Annotated in this window: 13 protein-coding genes; 5 read left to right on the top strand and 8 right to left on the bottom strand. The window is 74.0% G+C overall.

Annotation, left to right across the window (positions count from 1 at the left end; translation table 11 throughout):
* Window positions 1-201: 201 nt before the first annotated feature.
* Complete coding sequence (locus ACZ7RU_RS10035) at window positions 202-1,458, top strand: SLC13 family permease (protein WP_470340590.1); 1,257 nt, start codon at window positions 202-204, stop codon at window positions 1,456-1,458.
* Between the two features lie 4 nt (window positions 1,459-1,462).
* Complete coding sequence (locus ACZ7RU_RS10030) at window positions 1,463-1,954, top strand: universal stress protein (RefSeq protein WP_470340393.1); 492 nt, start codon at window positions 1,463-1,465, stop codon at window positions 1,952-1,954.
* 153 nt (window positions 1,955-2,107) lie between these two features.
* Here ACZ7RU_RS10030 and aspA read toward each other — a convergent pair whose 3' ends face one another.
* From aspA to ACZ7RU_RS10010, 4 genes are all read right to left on the bottom strand, one after another.
* Window positions 2,108-3,544: an aspartate ammonia-lyase gene (gene aspA, locus ACZ7RU_RS10025; protein ID WP_470340392.1), complete on the bottom strand. Its 1,437-nt coding sequence runs from the start codon at window positions 3,542-3,544 to the stop codon at window positions 2,108-2,110.
* Window positions 3,545-3,591: 47 nt separating this feature from the next.
* Window positions 3,592-4,608 (bottom strand): asparaginase, encoded by a 1,017-nt coding sequence (locus tag ACZ7RU_RS10020; RefSeq protein ID WP_470340391.1) that lies wholly within the window; start codon window positions 4,606-4,608, stop codon window positions 3,592-3,594.
* A 99-nt stretch (window positions 4,609-4,707) separates the two neighbouring features.
* Complete coding sequence (locus ACZ7RU_RS10015) at window positions 4,708-6,147, bottom strand: amino acid permease (RefSeq protein ID WP_470340390.1); 1,440 nt, start codon at window positions 6,145-6,147, stop codon at window positions 4,708-4,710.
* Complete coding sequence (locus tag ACZ7RU_RS10010) at window positions 6,144-6,872, bottom strand: FadR/GntR family transcriptional regulator (RefSeq protein ID WP_470340389.1); 729 nt, start codon at window positions 6,870-6,872, stop codon at window positions 6,144-6,146. Before ACZ7RU_RS10010 ends, ACZ7RU_RS10015 begins: the two co-directional genes overlap by 4 nt.
* A gap of 253 nt (window positions 6,873-7,125) precedes the next feature.
* On the opposite strand from ACZ7RU_RS10010, the gene ACZ7RU_RS10005 reads away from it, so the two are divergent.
* Window positions 7,126-8,541 carry a non-reducing end alpha-L-arabinofuranosidase family hydrolase gene (locus ACZ7RU_RS10005; protein ID WP_470340388.1) on the top strand — a complete coding sequence of 472 codons (1,416 nt, stop codon included), beginning with the start codon at window positions 7,126-7,128 and terminating at the stop codon, window positions 8,539-8,541.
* Between the two features lie 141 nt (window positions 8,542-8,682).
* A complete protein-coding gene (locus ACZ7RU_RS10000) occupies window positions 8,683-11,100 on the top strand; it encodes a SpoIIE family protein phosphatase (protein WP_470340387.1) in 2,418 nt (805 codons plus the stop codon).
* Window positions 11,101-11,175: 75 nt separating this feature from the next.
* Here the strand turns inward: ACZ7RU_RS10000 and ACZ7RU_RS09995 are convergent, their stop codons facing one another.
* Together ACZ7RU_RS09995 and xylB are read right to left on the bottom strand one after the other, a co-directional pair.
* A complete protein-coding gene (locus ACZ7RU_RS09995; RefSeq protein WP_470340386.1) occupies window positions 11,176-12,333 on the bottom strand; it encodes an ROK family transcriptional regulator in 1,158 nt (385 codons plus the stop codon).
* Between the two features lie 69 nt (window positions 12,334-12,402).
* Window positions 12,403-13,833 (bottom strand): xylulokinase, encoded by a 1,431-nt coding sequence (xylB, locus tag ACZ7RU_RS09990; RefSeq protein ID WP_470340385.1) that lies wholly within the window; start codon window positions 13,831-13,833, stop codon window positions 12,403-12,405.
* 96 nt (window positions 13,834-13,929) lie between these two features.
* On the opposite strand from xylB, the gene xylA reads away from it, so the two are divergent.
* Window positions 13,930-15,102, top strand: a complete 1,173-nt coding sequence (xylA, locus tag ACZ7RU_RS09985; protein WP_470340384.1) for a xylose isomerase — start codon at window positions 13,930-13,932, stop codon at window positions 15,100-15,102.
* 75 nt (window positions 15,103-15,177) lie between these two features.
* On the opposite strand, the gene ACZ7RU_RS09980 is transcribed toward xylA, so the two are convergent.
* Window positions 15,178-17,319: an alpha-galactosidase gene (locus ACZ7RU_RS09980; RefSeq protein ID WP_470340383.1), complete on the bottom strand. Its 2,142-nt coding sequence runs from the start codon at window positions 17,317-17,319 to the stop codon at window positions 15,178-15,180.
* 42 nt (window positions 17,320-17,361) lie between these two features.
* Window positions 17,362-19,347, bottom strand: coding sequence for a glycoside hydrolase family 31 protein (locus ACZ7RU_RS09975; protein ID WP_470340382.1), 1,986 nt, complete (start codon window positions 19,345-19,347; stop codon window positions 17,362-17,364).
* Between the last annotated feature and the right edge of the window lie 24 nt (window positions 19,348-19,371).

The raw sequence follows: 19,371 nt of genomic DNA, 5'->3' as shown, positions 1-19,371 counted from the left end.
CACCTTCGCGGGGCCGCCCGTGGTGGCCGGCCCGCGGGCATCGTGCCACAGCGCGCCGGGCGCCCCCGGAACCGACCGGGCCCGCCCCGGCACTCCCCCGCCCGGCGCTCTCCGGCCCGCTCCCCGCGCCGCCCCTGGTGGCACCGTCGCAACCGGTACATTCCTACCGGTTCACCCGCGTCACCTGCGAGGAGCAAGACCCTGAGTACGTCATCCGCGGAAACGCTGTCCATCGGGCTGCTGGTGCTGGTGCTGGTCTGCGCCGTGGTGCGGCCGTGGGGCTGGCCGGAGGCCGTGGTCGCGGTCCCGGCGGCCGGGTTGGTGGTCGCCGCCGGGGCGATCTCCTGGGACCACGCGGTGGCCGAGGCGCAGCGGCTCGGGCCGGTGATCGGGTTCCTGGCGGCCGTGCTGGTGCTGGCGCAACTGTGCGACGACGAGGGCCTGTTCCGCGCCTGCGGGGCGTGGATGGCGCGGACGTCGGCCGGGAGTCCGCGGCGGTTGCTGGCGCAGGTGTTCGTGGTCGCCTCGGTGGTCACGGCGGTGCTCAGCCTGGACGCCACCGTGGTGCTGCTGACACCGGTGGTGTTCGTCACCGCGGCCCGGCTCGGCGCCCGGCCCAAGCCGCACCTGTACGCCTGCACCCACCTGTCGAACACCGCGTCGCTGCTGCTGCCGGTCTCCAACCTCACCAACCTGCTGGCCTTCGCCGCCAGCGGGCTGAGCTTCACCCGGTTCGCCGCGCTGATGGCGCTGCCGTGGCTGGCCGCCATCGCCGTCGAGTACGTGGTGCTGCGCCGGTTCTTCGCCGCCGACCTGGACGCGGGCGCCCCGACCGCCGACGAGGTGACGGCGCCGGAGATGCCGCTGTTCGCGCTGGTCACCGTCGCCTGCACGCTCGCCGGGTTCGTCCTCACCTCGGTCGTCGGCGTCGATCCGGCCTGGGCGGCGCTGGCCGGAGCGCTCGTGCTCGCCGTCCGGGCGCTGGTCCGGCGCCGCACCACCCCGCTGGCGATCGTGCGCTCGGCCGCCGTTCCGTTCCTGGCCTTCGTGCTGGCGCTCGGCATCGTGGTCCGGGCCGTCGTGGACAACGGGCTGGCCTCCGCGCTCGGGCACCTCGTCCCCCACGGCACCTCGCTGCCCGCCCTGCTCGGCGTCGCGGCGCTGGCGGCGGTGCTGGCGAACGTCATCAACAACCTGCCCGCCACCCTCGTGCTGCTGCCGCTGGCCGTCCCGTCCGGCGCCGGGGCGGTCCTGGCGGTGCTGCTCGGGGTGAACATCGGCCCCAACCTCACCTACGCCGGCTCCCTGGCCACCCTGCTGTGGCGGCGCATCGTCCGTGAGCACGACACCGACATCGGCCTGGGCGAGTTCACCCGGCTCGGACTGCTCGTCGTGCCCGCCGCCCTGGCAGCGGCCGTGGTGGCACTGTGGGCATCCCTACAAGTCCTCGGAGGCTGACACCGTGACCGTCGTCGTCTGGATCACCGAAGGCACCTGGCCCGCCTGTGTCGACGCCGCCCGCGCGCACGCGCCGCAGGGAGCCGAGATCGTCCTGCTGCACGTCAGCGGCCAGGAGGTGCCCGGCGTGGCGCACGGCGCCTTCGCCGGACTCCTCGGCCGCGGCCACCGCGAACGGGACCCCGGCACCCGGGTGGAGACCCTGGCGGCGGCCTCCGCCCGACACCTGCTCGACGCCGCGGCCGACCGTCTCGGCCTGCCCTGCGCCCACGTGGAACGCACCGGACGGGTCGAACGCGAGGTCGTCGCGGCCGTCGAGGGCGCCGAGTTGCTGGTCCTCGCCCGCGACGGCGACCGCACCCGGCTCGGCCCGCACAGCCTCGGCCCCGCGACCCGTTTCGTCGTCGACCACGCGCCCTGTCCCGTCCTGCTGGTCTGGCCGGAACCCGCACCCGGCGCCGACACGCTTCCTCCCCCGCCGCACCACCACCGGTGACGCGACCGGCCGGCGTCCGGTGTCCGGAGCCGGCCCGGGCGGACGGGGCGGGCGGGGCGGACGGGGCGGCGGCACCGGACGGACGGACGCGACGAGCCGCCGCACCGGCACCGGTGCGGCGGCTCGTCCTGCGTTCGCGAACGGCGCCCGCGCTCAGGCCACGGGCACGCCGCTGCCCGCGATCACCTCGAGCGCACCGCTGCCCGCCAGCACCTCGGGCCGCAGCAGCGCCCTGAGCGTCTCGGCCGGGAGCAGACCCTTCTCCAGGACGAGTTCGGCCACGCCCCGGCCGCTGGCGAGGGCTTCCTTGGCGATGTCGGTGGCGGCCGTGTACCCGATGTGCGGGTTGAGGGCGGTCACCAGGCCGATGGAGTTCTCGACGCTCGCGCGCAGCGCCTCGGTGTTGGCGGTGATGCCGACCACGCAGCGCTCGGCGAGGGTGAGGCAGGCCGCGCGCAGGTGGGTGACGGACTCCGAGAGCGAGTGCAGGATGATCGGTTCGAAGGCGTTGAGCTGGAGCTGACCCGCCTCGGCGGCCATGGTGACGGCGACGTCGTTGCCGATCACCTCGAAGGCGACCTGGTTGACGACTTCGGGGATCACCGGGTTGACCTTGCCGGGCATGATGCTCGAACCGGCCTGCACCGGCGGAAGGTTGATCTCGCCCAGACCGGCCCGCGGCCCGGACGACAGCAGGCGCAGGTCGTTGCAGGTCTTGGAGAGCTTGACGGCGATGCGCTTGAGCACGCCGGACATCTGGACGAACGCGCCGCAGTCCTGGGTGGCTTCGACCAGGTTGGCCGCGGTGACGAGGGGCAGCCCGGTGATGGCCGCGAGGTGGCGCCGGGCGGCTTCGGCGTAGCCGGCGGGGGCGTTGAGGCCGGTGCCGATCGCGGTCGCGCCGAGGTTGATCTCGTGGATCAGACCGACCGCCTCGGCGAGCCGGCTGCGGTCCTCGTCGAGCATGACCGCGAAGGCGGAGAACTCCTGTCCGAGCGTCATCGGCACGGCGTCCTGGAGCTGGGTGCGGCCCATCTTCAGCACGTCGCGGAACTCGACGGACTTGCGGGCGAACGCGTCCTGGAGGACGGCCATCGCGTCGAGCAGGCCGCGCACCGCGAAGACGGTCGCGATCCGGACCGCGGTCGGGTAGACGTCGTTGGTGGACTGGCCGAGGTTGACGTCCTCGTTGGGGTGCAGGTGCCGGTACTCGCCCCTGGCGCGGCCCAGCAGTTCCAGCGCCCGGTTGGCGATGACCTCGTTGGCGTTCATGTTGGTCGAGGTGCCGGCGCCGCCCTGGATGACGTCCACGACGAACTGGTCGTGCAGCGTCCCACCGCGGATCTCGCGGCAGGCGGCGACGATCGCGGCGGCCTTGCGGGGCTCCAGCAGGCCGAGTTCCTCGTTGGCGAGGGCGGCGGCCTCCTTCACGGCGGCCAGGGCGTCGATCAGGTGCGGGTAGGTGGAGATGGGCGTGCCCGTGATGGGGAAGTTCTCGGTGGCACGCAGCGTGTGGACGCCCCAGTAGGCGTCGGCGGGGACGTCGCGGTCTCCGAGCAGGTCGTGCTCGCTCCGGGTGGCGGCGGTCATGGTGTGCGGGTCCTCTTCCTGAGGTGGGTGCGGGGTTCGTGGACCGGTCACGCCGGAGCGGCGCAGGCCTGCGGCGCCAGGGCCGGCACCGGGCGGACTTCGCCGACGCGGTGGCCGCCGCCGGCCGTCGCCTCGCCGGCGCAGTCCACCAGCAGCGCGGGATCGACTCCGGCCAGCGCCAGGGCGGCGGCCGTCACCGGGACGCGTGCCCGGTTCGCCCCGTCCGCGATCTTCACGGCGACGGCGCGACCGTCCGGCAGCGCGGCGGTCTGGACGCCCTCGAAGCCGTCCTTGGCGAGCAGTCCGGGCACCGCGCGCATCAACGCGGCCGTGTCCCGTCCGCTGCCCGAGGCCATCTCCGGGTGGCCGCGCAGCGCGTCCGCGACCCGGAACTCGGCGGTCCCCGGTGCCGCGGCGGCGATGCGGGCGGCGGCGAGGGCGAGGCCGCGCAGGGAGACCGCGAACAACGGGGTGCCGCAGCCGTCCACGCTGGTGTGCGCGGTGCGCCGGCCGGTGAGCTCCTCGACGACGGCGGCGATCTCCCGCTGGAGCGGGTGGCGGGGGTCGAGGTAGGTGGTCAGGGGCCAGCCGTTGAGCTTGCAGAGGTAGAGCATCGCGGCGTGCTTGCCGGAGCAGTTCTGGGCGAGCCGGGACGGCGGCCGGTCGGCCCGCACCCAGGTGTCCCGGACGGCCGGATCGTACGGGTGGTCCGGGACGTTGCGCAGGTCGTCCTCGGTGAGTCCGGCCAGTTCGAGGATCCGCCGGGTGCCGGCGAGGTGGCGTTCCTCGCCGGAGTGGCTGCCCGTCGCGAGGGAGAGCAGTTCGCCGTCCAGCGGCAGCCCGGCCCGCACCATGGCGACGGCCTGGACCGGCTTGAGCGCCGACCGCGGATAGCAGGCCGCCTCGATGTCACCGAGCCGGAACCGGACCTCGCCGTCCGCGTCGAGGACGACGACGGAGCCGTGGTGGACCCCCTCGATCATGCCTCCGCGGGTGACGTGGGCGACGGGGACGTGGTGGGGTTCGCGGATCGCCGGAGCGTCCGCCGGGGAACTTCTGTGCATCACTGCCTCGATCGGTGGTGGGTCACTTCCGGTCCGTCGGCCGGCGGGCCCCGGCGACGGCGGGACCGGTCCGCACGTCGCCGTGGGCCGCCGCCCGGTTCAGTCGTCGGTCCCGGCGGCTTCGCGCGCGAGGCGCCCGCGGACGGCGTACCAGCCGGCGACGAGCGCGGCGGCGATCAGCGGCACGCACAGCACGGTGGTGCGTCCGGCGCCGCCGTCGGCGTACATGAGGACCAGGACGGAGGCGAGGAAGGCCAGCGTCACGATCTCGGTCCAGGGCGAGCCGGGCAGGCGGTACGCGGGGCGGGCCAGTTCGCCGGCCCGGGTCTTCCGCCAGAAGAAGAGGTGGCAGACCATGATCATGGCCCAGGTCGCGATGATGCCGATCGCCGCGAGGTTGAGCACGATCTCGAACGCCTCGGCGGGCACCACGAAGTTGAGGCCGACGCCCAGGACGCACATGCCGCTGGTGAGCAGGATGCCGCCGTACGGCACCTGGCTGCGGCTCATCCGGGCGGTGAAACGCGGGGCGGACCCGTTGACGGCCATCGAGCGCAGGATGCGGCCGGTGGAGTAGAGGCCGGAGTTGAGCGAGGACATGGCCGCGGTGAGGACGACCAGGTTCATCACGCTGCCGGCCGCCGGGACGCCGATGTGGGACAGCACGGTCACGAAGGGGCTCTGGCCGGCGGAGTACCTGTTCCAGGGCATCAGCATCGAGAGCAGGAGGACCGAGCCGACGTAGAAGAGGCCCACCCGCCACATGATCGAGTTGATCGCCTTCGGCATGATCTTCTCGGGGTTCTCGGTCTCCCCGGCCGTGACGCCGACCAGTTCGACGGAGGCGTAGGCGAAGACGACACCCTGGATGATCAGCAGCATGGGCATCAGGCCGTGGGGGAAGACGCCGCCGTTGTCGGTGATCAGCGACGGTCCCGGGACGGTGCCGTCCACCGGGTGCCGGGTGACGACAAGGAAGATCGCGATGCCCATGAAGACCACCAGCGCGCCGACCTTGACGATGGCGAACCAGAACTCCAGTTCGCCGAAGAACCGCACCGAGATCAGGTTCACGGTGAGCACCACGGCCAGGGCGATCAGCGCGATGACCCACTGCGGGACGCTGGAGAACAGGTGCCAGTAGTGGGTGTACGTCGCCACCGCGGTGATGTCGGCGATGCCGGTGGTCGCCCAGTTGAGGAAGTACATCCAGCCCGCGGTGTACGCGCCCTTCTCCCCGAGGAACTCCCGGGCGTACGACACGAAGGCCCCGGAGGACGGGCGGTAGAGGACGAGTTCGCCGAGCGCGCGCACCACGAGGAACGCGAAGAGGCCGCAGACGGCGTAGGCGACGAACAGCGAGGGGCCGGCGTCGGCGAGACGCCCGCCGGCGCCGAGGAAGAGGCCGGTGCCGATCGCGCCGCCGATGGCGATCATGTTGACGTGACGGGGTTTCAGGGACTTGCTGTAGCCGGTGTCCCCGGCATCGACGTGACGGGTCGTGGGGCGCTTCTCGTCTTCGAGGAACTGCTCGCTCACGCCTCGGATCCGCCTTCCGTGGGGGTGTCCGCCCGCTTGGGGCGCACGATGTCGGTGAGGGTCGTCTCGACCCGGTGGAGGTGGTGGGACATCGCCTCGACGGCGTCGTGCTCGGAACCGTCCACCAGCGCCTCGACGATGGCCCGGTGCTCGCAGTTGGACTGTTCGCGCCGGCCGCCCAGCTCGTTGAGGAAGGTCGACTGACGCGCCAGTGCGTCACGGATCTCCTCGATGACCCGGCGGAACACGGGGTTCTGGGCCGCCTCCGCCACCGCCAGGTGGAACACGGTGTCCAGCGCGACCCACGCGGTGGTGTCGGTCTCCCGCTCCATGCGGTCGAGCAGGTGGGCCAGGTGGTCCAGGTCCTCCGGGGTGCGACGCAGCGCCGCGTACCCGGCGACCGGGATCTCGACGTGCCGACGCACCTCCAGCAGGTCACTCGCCGCGTAGTCGCCGAAGGTGGGGTCCTCGACCGCGTTCGCCACGACGAAGGTGCCCTTGCCGCTCCTGGAGACGGTCAGGCCCATGGCCTGGAGGGCCCGCAGTGCCTCCCGCAGCACCGGCCGGCTGACCTCCAGGGTCCGGCACAGTTCCGCTTCGGACGGGAGCTTGTCGCCCACCGCGTAGTCACCGCGCTCGATCGCGCCGCGCAGGTGGCCGAACACGGCTTCGGTGGCGCTGATCCGCCGCGGGGTGCCAGCTGTCTGGCTGTCTGACAGGTTCACGGGGCCGATCCTCGGGGCACCGGTGCCACGGTGTCAAGGCATCGGCGCGACCGGAACGGCCCGCCGTGCGGCGTGCGGAAGTGGGCGGAAGACAGTGCTCGCACGTCTCTGGACAGGGTAGAGGCGCCGGGTCTATAAACGTGGAATCCACGCCGCGCTCTCGTCGCTGACTCTGCTTCAGCATTTTGTTAGCGCTAACATTCCACGTCGCCCTCCCTCCCCCACCGAGCCGCTCGCCCAAGGATGACGACCCATGTACAGATCGAGTTCCCTCCGCACCCGTCCCTTCGCGGTGCTCGCCGCCGCCGTCGCGGCCCTGGCCGCCCTGGCGGCGATGCTCGTCGCCGGCCCGGCTCAGGCGGCCACCACCGGCGCCGTGCGCGGCACGGCCTCCGGCCGGTGCCTCGACGTGCCGGGCGCCGACCGGACCGACGGCACGAACGTGCAGATCTACGACTGCTGGGGCGGGACCAACCAGCAGTGGACGTCGACGGACAGCGGTCAGCTGACCGTGTACGGCGACAAGTGCCTGGAGGCCCCGGGCCACGCCACCACGGCCGGGACCCGGGTAGCGATCCGGGGCTGTGGCGGCGGCGCCAACCAGCAGTGGCGGGTGAACGCCGACGGCACGATCGTCGGCGTCGAGTCCGGGCTGTGCCTGGACGTCTCGGGCGGCGGGACCGCCAACGGCACGGCGGTGCAGCTCTGGAACTGCACCGGCGCCGGCAACCAGCGGTGGACCGGCCTGTCCACGACCTCCTGTTCCCTTCCGTCGACGTACCGCTGGACGTCGACGGGACCGCTGGCGCAGCCGGCCAACGGGTGGGTCGCGCTGAAGGACTTCACCACCACGACGTACAACGGCAAGCACCTGGTCTACGCCACGACCTCTGACGGAACGTCGTGGAACACGATGGGGTTCGCCCCCTTCACCAACTGGTCGGACATGGCCTCGGCCGCCCAGACCGGCCTGCCCCGGTCCGCGGTCGCGCCCCAGCTGTTCTACTTCGCGCCGAAGAACGTCTGGGTGCTGGCCTCCCTGGGGTGGGGCACCTCCTGGTCCTTCACCTACCGCACGTCCAGCGACCCCACCAACCCCAACGGCTGGTCCGCGCCGCAGGACCTGTTCACCGGCAGCCTCCCGACCGGCGGCCCGATCGACCCGACCCTGATCGCCGACGACCAGAACATGTACCTGTTCTTCGCCGGTGACAACGGCAGCATCTACCGGGCGAGCATGCCGATCGGGAACTTCCCGGGCAGCTTCGGCTCCTCCTACACCACCGTCATGACCGACACGGTGAAGAACCTCTTCGAGGCCCCGCAGGTCTACAAGGTCCAGGGCCAGAACCAGTACCTGATGATCGTCGAGGCCCGGGGCACCAACGAGCAGCGCTACTTCCGCTCCTTCACCGCCACCAGCCTGAACGGCACCTGGACCCCGCAGGCCGCCACCGAGAACAACCCCTTCGCCGGCAAGGCCAACAGCGGCGCCACCTGGACCAACGACATCAGCCACGGCGACCTGGTCCGCGACAACCCCGACCAGACCATGACCGTCGACGCCTGCCGCCTGCAGTTCCTCTACCAGGGCAGGGACCCCAGGAGCGAGGGCACTCCCTACCTGCAACTGCCGTACCGGCCGGGCCTCCTCACCCTGCAGCGCTGACCCGCCCGACGCACCACGACCGCGCGCGCGGGTGGCCGGCACCCCGGCCACCCGCGCGCGCTCGGCGGGGGCCGAACCTAGGCTGGAGCAAGGCGCCGGAATCCCCCTCCGGCGTGCACGGCTGCCCGGACGGAGGCACGGGTGGAGACCGCTGGCGAGCAGGACGCACCCACCGCCGTCGTCATGGTCGGCCCGGACGGCGTGGTGAGCGGCTGGAGTGAGGGCGGGCGCTCGCTGCTGGGCTGGACGGCGGAGGAGACCGTCGGCCGCCACCTCACGGATCTCCTGGTCGATCCCCCGCCCGGATTCCCCGGGAGCGACGGCCCCGACCTCACGGAACTGGTCACCGTGCGCCACCGGGACGGCTCCACCGTGGACGCCGTGCTGACGGCCCACTCCGTGCACGGCGCCGACGGGCCGGCGGCGGGCCGCGTGGTGACCCTGCGGCGCTGGGACCGCCGCCCGGTGATCGCCGACCGGGCCTTCGAGCAGTGTCCCTTCGCCCTCGGCGTCTACGACCCCGACCTGCGGTTCCTGTGGGTGAACGCCGCCGCGTGCCGGGTGATGGCCCACTCGGAGGTGCAGGTGCTCGGAGAGAAGTACCGCGAGCTGTTCCCCGAGCTGGACGACGCCGCGTACACCGACAAGCTCGTCGAGGTGGCCAGGACCGGCGTGCCCGCGCGCCTCATCACGATCTTCCGCCCGCTGGGCAGCGCCTACGCGAACGCCTGGGCCACCAGCATGTGGCCCGTCCGGGACGCCGGGGGCACGGTGCGCGCGGTGGCCAACTGGGGCTTCGACATGAGCGCCGAGTACTGGGCCCGCCAGCGCCTGCTCATCCTCAACGAGGCCACCAGGGGCATCGGCCGGGCCCTGGACGTGATCAGCACCGCGCGGGAGCTGGCCGAGACCCCGGTGCCGGGCTTCGCCGACCTCGTCACCGTCGACCTCTTCGACGAGGTGCTGCGCGGCGAGGAACCGCCCGCCTCCGCCGCCGTCACCACCGGCGACACCGTCACGCTCGGCCGCGCCGCCCGGCACAGCACGAAGGAGGACCCCGGCCTGCCGCCCGGACCGGTGGCGCCGGTCGGCTACGCCCCCGGTTCCGTCGCCGCCCGTTGCATGGCCACCGGCAGGTCCGTGGTGCAGCTCGCCGCCGAGCCGAGCCAGGGCGGCGAGTGGGCCTTCGGCCCCGGCCTCGCCGCCGACCCCGCCCACTGGCCGCCGGGCACGCCGCTGATCGACCGGTCGATCGCCGCCAAGGGGCTGAGCGGCCGGATCACCGTGCCGCTGCTGGCGCGGGGCGCCGTGCTCGGCGTCGTCGCCTTCGCCCGCCGCGACCGGCCCGAGGCCTTCACCGCCGACGACCTGATCCTCGCCGAGGAGCTGGCCGCCAAGGCCGCCGTCGCCATCGACAACGCCCGCCGGTACACGCGCGAGCACACCCTCGCGCTGACCCTGCAACGCAGCCTGCTCCCCCAGCGCCTGCCGCACCACCGCGCCGTCGACGTGGCCTCCGGCTACCTGCCCGCCGGGGCCGGCGCCGGCGTGGGCGGTGACTGGTTCGACGTCATCGCGCTGTCCGGCGCCCGGGTCGCCCTGGTCGTCGGCGACGTCGTCGGCCACGGCGTGCACGCCTCGGCCAGCATGGGCCGGCTGCGCACGGCGGTCCGCACCCTGGCCGACGTGGACCTGCCACCGGACGAGCTGCTCACCCATCTGGACGACCTGGTCCTCCACCTTCCCGACGACGCCCGGCCCGAAGGCGGCTTCGAGCCCACCGGCGAGACCGGTGCCACCTGTCTGTACGCCGTGTACGACCCGGTCTCCCGACGCTGCGCCATGGCGAGCGCGGGCCATCCGCTGCCGCTGGTCGTCCTGCCGGACGGCACCCGCGCCCCGGTCCTCGCGCAGCCGGGGCCCCCGCTCGGCGTCGGCGGGCTGCCGTTCGAGGCGACCGAGATCGAGCTGCCCGAAGGCAGTCTGCTCGCCCTCTACACCGACGGTCTGGTGGCGGGCCGGGAGCGCGACGCGGATCGGGGGACCGCCGACCTGCTCCGCCTCCTGACCGAGCCGGCCGCGTCGTTGGAGGCGCTCTGCGACACGGCGATGAAGGCCATGCTGCCCGACCACCGCACCGACGACGCGGCCCTGCTGCTCGCCCGCACCCGCGCCCTGGACCCGGACCACGTGGCCGACTGGGAGATCGAGCCCGATCCCGCCCAGGTGGCGAACGCGAGGCGGCTGGTCGCCGACCAACTGGCCCGGTGGGGCCTGGAGGAGCCGGCGTTCGTCACCGAACTGGTCGTCAGCGAACTCGTCACCAACGCGATCAAGTACGGCCGGCCGCCCATCAGGCTGCGGCTGATCCGCGACACCTCGCTGATCTGCGAAGTCTCCGACGGCAGCGACACCGCCCCGCACCTGCGCCGGGCGCGCACCTTCGACGAGGGCGGCCGCGGCCTGATGCTGGTCGCCCAGCTCACCCAGGGCTGGGGCACCCGGCACACCACCAACGGCAAGACCATCTGGTGCTCCCAGGGCCTGGGCCCGACGTGATCCCGGCTGCCACCGGCCCCGTGCGGGAGTGGTCGGAGCGGCCACGGCGACCGACCCGTCCGGCACGGCCCGGGGTCACTCCGCGGCCAGCAGCAGGGGGTCGGCCATGATCCGGCGCACCGTCGTCAGCGCCGCGCCCAGCAGCGGGCCCCGCCGCCCCAGCGCGGAGGGGCGCAGCGCCTCCGGGGCCCAGGGCCGCACGGTGACCCGGGCGGCCAACTCGGCGCGCACCGGGGGCAGCAGCCAGTCGGCGAGTTCGGCGTAGGCGCCGCCGAGGACGAGCCCGTCCGGGTCGACGAGTTCCACCGCGGAGGCGAGGGCCAGGCCCAGGGCCCGCCCCGCACCGTCCAGCGCCCGCAGGGTGGGCTCGTGTCCGGCGGCGGCCCGCTCGGCGAGCGCGGCGACCGGGTCGCCCGGGCGGTGCCGCCCGAGCCCGGACTCGCGCAGCACCGCCGCCTCGCCCGCGTACTGCTCCAGGCAGCCGCGGGCACCGCAGACGCACCGGACGCCGTCCGGCCGGACGGGGATGTGGCCGAGTTCGCCGGCGAAGCCGCGGGCGCCCCGGAACAGCCGTCCGTCGATGACCAGGGCCGCGCCGATCCCCGCCTCGGCGGAGACGTGGACGAAGGTCTCCGCGGCCTGTCCGGCGCTCCAGTACTCGGCCAGCGCCCCGAGGTTGGCCTCGTTCTCCGGCTCGGGCACGGTGTCCGGGTCGGGCCAGTGGTCGGCGAGGCGGACGCCCCGCCAGCCGAGGTTGGGGGCGCGCTCGACCAGCCCGGCCGGTTCGTTCGGCACCACCCCCGGGACGGCCAGGACGCGGCCCTCGACGCGCAGGCCGAGGGCCGCCGCCTCGGCCTGCGCCTGGGCCGCCAGCTCGGCGGTCTCCGTCAGCACCTCCCCGGCCCGCCGGCCCGCGTTCTCCCGTTCGACCCGGCGCCACACCCGGGGCTCGCCCCGCAGGTCCACCACGCACGCGCCGAGGTGGGTGACGCCGATCTCCAGGCCCAGCCCGGCCGGGCCCCGGTCGTTCACGGCCAGCGCCCGTCCGGGGCGGCCGATCCGTCCGCTGGCCGTGGCCGCCGCCTCGGTCAGCGCTCCGCGGCCGATCAGCTCGTCCACCAGGGAGGAGACGGCCGCCCTGGTCAGGCCGACGCGCCCGGCGACGTCCGCGCGGGAGAGCGGGCTGTGCCCGGCGACCGCACCGAGCACCAGTGAGAGGTTCCGCCGTCGCATGTCCTGCTGCGACGCGGGTCCGCCTTCCGACCCCTTGCCCGCCCTGATCGCCACCGTCACGCGCCCCTCCTACCGGTCCTCGGCCGGCGCGCCCTGCAGGGCCCCGGCCCGACGCAGGGTATCCCCGATCCGTTCGAGCGCGTCGTGGTCCTTCTCGACGGCTTCCAGCACCGGGCCGTCGGCCGTCCGCCAGCGGCGCGCCACCGCGTCGGCGGGCTCCGCGGTGAGCAGTGCGGCGGCCTGGGCGGCGGCGCCGAGCGCGACCAGCTCCTGGGCGACGGGCACCTGGACCGTCCGGCCCGATAGCCGCAGGACGGTCCGCTGCCAGGCCTGGCCGCGGGCGCCGCCGCCGATCAGCAGCAGCGGTTCGTCGCCCCGGGGGTCCTCGCCTCCCGCGAGGAGGACGCCGTCCAGAGCGGTGAGCAGGGCGTGGGCGGCGCCGTCGTAGGCGGCCTGGAGCAGCCGGCCCCGGGTGGTGTCGTGGCGCAGGCCGTGGACCAGCCCGGACGCACCGGGGAGGTCCGGGGTGCGTTCGCCGTCCAGGTAGGGCAGGACGACCGCGGTGCCGCCGTCCTCGACCTCCTCGCGGCCGCATCCGAGCAGGGCGGCGAAGCGGTCGACGGCCAGGGTGCAGTTGAGCGTGCAGGCCAGCGGCAGCCAGCCCCCGAGGGCGTCGGCGAAGCCGGCGACGGTGCCGCTCGGATCGGCGGGCCGCGTCCGGCCGACGGCGTAGACGGTGCCGGAGGTGCCGAGGCTGAGCACCGGCTGCCCGGGCAGGAGGCCGAGCCCGAGGGCCGCCGCCATGTTGTCGCCCGTGCCGGTGGCCACCAGCGCCCCCTCGCGCAGCGGCAGACCGGGACGGACGGTGCCGGCCCGCGCGCCGGGCGGGAGGACCCGGGGCAGGAGGCCGGGATCGAGGCCGATCCGGGCGAGGACGTCCGGGTCGTACCCGTCCGGGCCCCACCAGCCGGTGCCCGAGGCGTCGCCCCGGTCGGTGACGGCCTCGCCGGTCAGCCGTTCCGTCAGGAAGTCGTGGGGAAGGCGGACGGCCGCGACGCGGTCGGCCGCGGCGGGCTCGTTGGTGCGCAGCCAGGCCCACTTGGGGGCGGTGAAGGCGGCGGTCGGGACGCTGCCGGTGCGGCGGGCGATCTCCACCGCGCCGAGCGCGTCGCGCAGTTGCGCGGCCTGCGGCGCGGACCGGACGTCGTTCCAGAGCAGCGCCGGGCGCACCGGGCGCCCGGCCCGGTCGAGGGTGACGAGGCCGTGCTGCTGGCCGGCGACGGAGAGGGCGGCCGCGCGGTCCGCCCAGCCGGTGAGCGCCGCGGCCTCGACGAGCGCCTCCCACCACTGCTCGGGGTCGCTCTCCCGGCCGGCGCCCGTGCTGACGGTGTGCCGGGCGCGGCCCTCCCCCACCACCTCGCCGGTGTCGATGTCGACGGCCAGGGCCTTGGTGGCCTGGGTCGAGCTGTCGACGCCGATCACGACACGCTGCTCAGCCATGTGTTCCTCCGGTGCGGGTTCCTTTTGACGTCCCGGCATACTAATTTGTTGAGAGCCCTGACAAACACCCTCCGCACGCGATTCGGAGCCGCTTCCATGTCCAGCGACCCGCTCGTCCCCACCCCCGCGCACAAGTTCACCTTCGGCCTGTGGACCGTCGGCTGGCAGGGGCGCGACCCGTTCGGCGACGCGACCCGTCCCGCCCTCGACCCGGTCGAGACCGTCCAGCGGCTGGCCGCCCTCGGCGCCCACGGCGTCACCTTCCACGACGACGACCTGATCCCGTTCGGCGCGGGCGAGGCCGAGCGCGAGCAGGTGGTCAAGCGCTTCCGCGCCGCCCTGGACACGTCCGGGCTGAAGGTGCCGATGGCCACCACCAACCTGTTCACCCACCCCGTCTTCAAGGACGGCGCGTTCACCGCCAACGATCGCGACGTGCGGCGCTACGCGCTGCGCAAGACCATCCGCAACATCGACCTGGCCGCCGAGCTCGGCGCCTCGGTCTACGTCGCCTGGGGCGGGCGCGAGGGCGCCGAGTCCGGCGCGGCCAAGGACGTGCGCACCGCCCTCGACCGGCTGAAGGAGGCCTTCGACCTGCTCGGCGAGTACGTCGAACGGCAGGGCTACGACCTGCGCTTCGCGATCGAGCCCAAGCCCAACGAGCCGCGCGGCGACATCCTGCTGCCCACCGTCGGCCACGCCCTGGCGTTCATCAACGAGTTGGAGCGCCCCGAGCGGGTCGGCCTCAACCCGGAGGTCGGCCACGAGCAGATGGCGGGGCTCAACTTCCCGCACGGCATCGCCCAGGCCCTGTGGCACGGCAAGCTGTTCCACATCGACCTCAATGGCCAGTCCGGCATCAAGTACGACCAGGACCTGCGTTTCGGCGCGGGGGACCTGCGGCAGGCCTTCTGGCTGGTCGACCTGCTGGAGTCGGCCGGCTACGACGGCCCCCGGCACTTCGACTTCAAGCCGCCCCGCACCGAGGACGCCGACGGCGTGTGGGCCTCGGCGGCCGCCTGCATGCGCAACTACCTGCTGCTGGCGGAGCGTTCCCGGGCCTTCCGCGCCGACCCGGAGGTCCGGGCCGCGCTCACCGCCTCGCGCCTGCCGGAACTCGCCCTCCCCACGGCGCAGGACGGGCTGGCCGGGCTCCTGGCGGACCGCTCCGCCTTCGAGGACTTCGACGTCGACGCCGCCGCCCGCCGCGGCATGGCCTTCGAGCAGCTGGACCAGCTGGCCTACGAACACCTCCTCGGCGCCCGCTGACCGGAACCGCCGTGGCCGGCGGCGAGCCACCGGGCTCGCCGCCGGCCACGGCGGTCGTCAACGTGAAGGTCGAGTTCACTCCTGCGAGGCGGGCGGCTGTGCCTGTGCCTCGATGACCAGTGCGTGGCCGGGGTGGTTGGTCAGGCCCGGGGCGGCGAGGCCGACCTCGGCGAGGTACCGGCCGGTCAGGGTGAGCGCGGCCGTACGCCGGGCCCAGGTGGGCCAGGACTGCTCGGGGCAGGAGAGCTCGGGGCGCACCCGTAGCGCGTAGCGGGTCGTGGGCTCCAGGCCCGGCAGGCGTACGGGCGCGCCGTTCTCGGCGACGGAGGTGTCCAGCTGGACGTAGGCGAAGACGGCGTGGGCCCGGTCCCGGGAGACGACCCCGTGGACCCAGGCGGCCGGGTCGGGGTGGTCGGCGCGGACGACGTCGCCGCCGTGGAGCAGCGGCCGCAGTTCCTTGTAGGCGCCGACCCAGGAGGTGAGCGCGGCCAGGTCGCTCTCCGGCCAGGCCGTGATGTCGGCCTCGATGCCGGCGTGTCCGAACAGGGCGGTGGCGCAGCGGAAGGCGAGCGTGGTGTCCCGGCGGCTGATGTGGGCGGGGGCGGAGCCGACGTGGGAGCCGATCAGCTCGTAGGGCAGGAGGAGACCGGTCCAGCGCTGGATCGCCTGGCGCTCGATCGGGTCGATGTTGTCCGATCCCCAGATCCGGTCCGTGTGCTCCAGGATGCCGAGGTCCGCCCGGGCCCCGCCGGAGGAGCAGGACTCGATCTCCAACCCGGGGTGGCGGCCGCGCAGTTCGTCCAGGAGCCGGTAGACCGCCGTGGTCTGCGCGTGCACGCCGGGTCGGCCGTCGTGGACGGCATCGGCCAGGTCCCGGTTGTGGTCCCACTTGAGGTAGTCGATGCCGGCCTCCCCGACCAGGGTGCTGAGCCGCTCCAGCAGGTGGGCGTAGGCGTCGGGGTTCGCGACGTCCAGGACGTGCTGGTGGCGCTGCTCGAACGGGAGGCGTTCGGCATCGGCGAGGAACCAGTCGGGGTGGGCGCGGGCCAGGTCGGAGTCGGGGTTGACCATCTCGGGCTCGACCCAGAGGCCGAACTGCATGCCGAGCCCGTGGACGTGGTCGGCGATCGGGCGGAGCCCGTCGGGCCACACCTTCTCGTCGACGTACCAGTCACCGAGGCCGGCCCGGTCGTGGCGGCGGTGCCGGAACCAGCCGTCGTCCACGACGAACCGCTCCACGCCGACCTTCGCCGCGGTGTGCGCGAGGGCGCGCACCCGTTCGGGGTCGTGGTCGAAGTAGACCGCCTCCCAGATGTTCGCGGTGACCGGCCGGGCGGTGTTCGGGTGCCGGGGCCGGTCCCGGAGCATGGCGTGGAATCCGCGGCTGATCCCGTCCAGGCCCGAGCCGGAGGTCGCGAAGTACACCCACGGGGTTCGGTAGCACTCGCCCTCCGCCAGCCGGATCTCGCCCGCGTCCAGCAGTTCGCCGCCGCCGAGGACCGTCGTCCCGTCCGCCAGCCGCTCCGCGTACTGGACGTGGTTGCCGCTCCAGGCGGGGTGCACGCCCCAGACCCGGCCCTGCCGGAAGCCGAAGCCCGCGGTGCCGGCGAGCAGCAGTCCGGCGTCGAAGCCGGTACGGCCGCGCCGGCTCTCCCTCGACCACACGCCCTGCCGCAGCGGGGCGCGCTGCGGGGAGCGTTCACGGGCCCAGCGGCCCGCGAAGTCCAGCAGTTCCGCGGCGTGGGCGGGCACCGGAAGGACGCACGCCAGGACGTCCAGGGTGTAGGGGTCGGTCCCCGTGTTGGTCAGGGCGTGGCGCAGCCGCACCACGCCGTGCTCCGTCATCTCCAGCTCGGTGTCCAGCGCGAGCCCCGCGCCACGGTCCAGGGCCCGCACGTGGACGGCGCCGCCCCGGCCGTCCCGGACGGCGCGTAGGCCGACCGGTTCGGCGAGTTCGAAACGCGGGGGGCGGACCCGGCCTTCGCGGTGCCCTGCCAGGGCCGGCCGTCCGAACCAGCCCTGACCCTGGGCGGGCATCAGGCTCCCGGCCCGGTGGTCCGGGGCCCGGCCCATGGCGTCGAGCACCTGCGCGGCGTCGCCGGCCCGGAAGCCGGGATCGACGCCCCAGTGCAGCACCCGGGGTATCCCGGGGCCGGCGGTGTCCAGCGCGAGGGCCGCGTCACCGGCCGTCAGTACGACGACGTTCGAGTCGGTCATCTCATCCTCGTTCGAGAGTGGTCCAGTACTGGTCGGCGGGGCCTACGGAGTCAGCCGGTCCGCGACGTCGGCCCCTTCCCGCACGAAGACCGGGACGCGTTCCAGCGGGGCCGGCGCGTCCAGCGCCGTGCCGCCCTCCAGCACCCGGCCGGTGACCGGGTCGAGCCAGCGGGCGCCCGCGGGCAGGTACACCCGGCGGGCCCGGACGCCCGCCTCGTACACGGGGGCCACCAGCACGTCGGGGCCGAGCAGGAACTGGTCGTCCACGTCCCAGGCGTGCGCGTCCTCGGGGAACTCGAAGAACAGCGGACGCATCGGCGGGGCGCCGGTGCGGTGGGCCTCTTCGGACAGGCTCCTCAGGTACGGGCGCAGCCGCTCGCGCAGCACCAGGTGGTCGCGGAGGATGCCGTACGCCTCCTCCCCGTACGACCAGACCTCGTTGGGCCCGCCGGTCATGTCCGTGGCGAAGGCGGGGAAGTTGGGCTCGCGGTCCCCGTGCAGCCGCATGACCGGGCTGAAGGTGCCGTACTGGAACCACCGGATCAGCAGCTCACGGTACGCCGGGTCGTCCGGATCGCCGCCGAAGAAGCCGCCGATGTCGGTGTTCCACCAGGGGATGCCGCTCATCGCGACGTTCAGCCCCGCCCTGATCTGGCGCCCGAGGGAGTCGAAGGTCGTGGGGATGTCGCCGGACCACAGCAGGGCCCCGTGCGCCTGGCTGCCCGCCCAGGCCGAGCGGATCAGCGACAGCGGCCGGTCCTCGCCGTCCGCGCGCAGGCCGTCGGCGACCCCCCGGACGTGCTCCAGCGGGTAGAGGTTCGCGGCCTCGGCGGCCGGCCCGGCCGCGTAGACGGCGCGCTCGGCGATGTTCGGGGGGAGGTCGGGTTCGCAGGCGTCCAGCCAGAAGCAGGCCACGCCCAGCGAACGGTAGTTGTCCCTCAGCCGCCGCCACAGCTCGGCGCGGGCCCCGGGGTGGGTGGCGTCGTAGTACGCCATCGGGCGGATCCGCTCCTGCCCGCCGAACCGGGACGGCCACGGGAAGGTGAGCAGGCCGCCGCCCGCGTCCCGGACGAGTTGCCCGGACGAGCGCAGCCCGTCATAGGTGTCGCTGCCGGGCTCGACGGTGGGCCAGACCGAGACGGCGAGTTCCACCCCGAGCTCCGACAGCTCCTTGACCATGGCGGCGGGATCGGGCCACTCGCTCTCCTCGAAGCGCCAGTCGCCCATCCGCGGCCAGTGGAAGAAGTCGCAGACGATGACGGACAGCGGCAGGCCACGCCGCCTGTACTCCCGCGCCACGGCCAGGAGTTCGTCCTGGGTTCGGTAGCGGAGCCTCGACTGCCAGAAGCCCGAGGCCCAGTCGGGCAGCAGCGGCGGGCGGCCGGTGGCCCGGGTGTAGGAGTCCAGGATCCCGGCCGGGGTGTCGCCGGCGGTGATCCAGTAGTCGATGCGCCCGCCGGCGTCGGCCGTCCACCGGGTGGCGTCGGCGCCCAGTTCGACGCGGCCGGTGGCGGGGTTGTTCCACAGCAGCCCGTAGCCGCGCGAGGAGTGCAGGAAGGGCACGGCGGCCACGGTGTTGGACTGGACGAGGTCGATCACGCAGCCCTTCTGGTCCAGGCGCCCGTGCGGGTGCTGTCCCAGGCCGTGCAGTCGTTCGCCGTCGTACGACGCGAAGGACTGCTCCGTCCGGCCGCCCGGCGCGTGGACGCGGGAGCCGGCGTGGTGCGCGTGCGGGATCCGCTCGGCGAGGAGTTCGCGGCCCGAGACGGTGTGACGGAACGTCAGTCGGCCGTCCGGCGATGCCTCGACGGCGATGCGGCCGTTGGCCAGGCGGGCGCCGCCGTCCTCCGAGACGGACGCTTCGGCCTGCGGGCAGGGCTCGGGGGCCTCCAGGGCGCCTGGGGCGGCGGGGTCGATCGTCCCGGACGCGGCGCGCACCCGCAGCGCGTCCGGCCCCCAGGGCTCGATCCGCAGGACTTCTGCGGGGGTGTGCCGTTCCAGGCCGCCCGCGCGGATGCTGTAGGACAAGGGTGGTTCCTCCGTTCACGTGGC

Source organism: Kitasatospora sp. NPDC114501 (genome assembly GCF_055633695.1).
The sequence above is the reverse complement of the archived record's forward strand: the minus strand, read 5'-3'. Positions and strand labels throughout refer to the sequence as shown.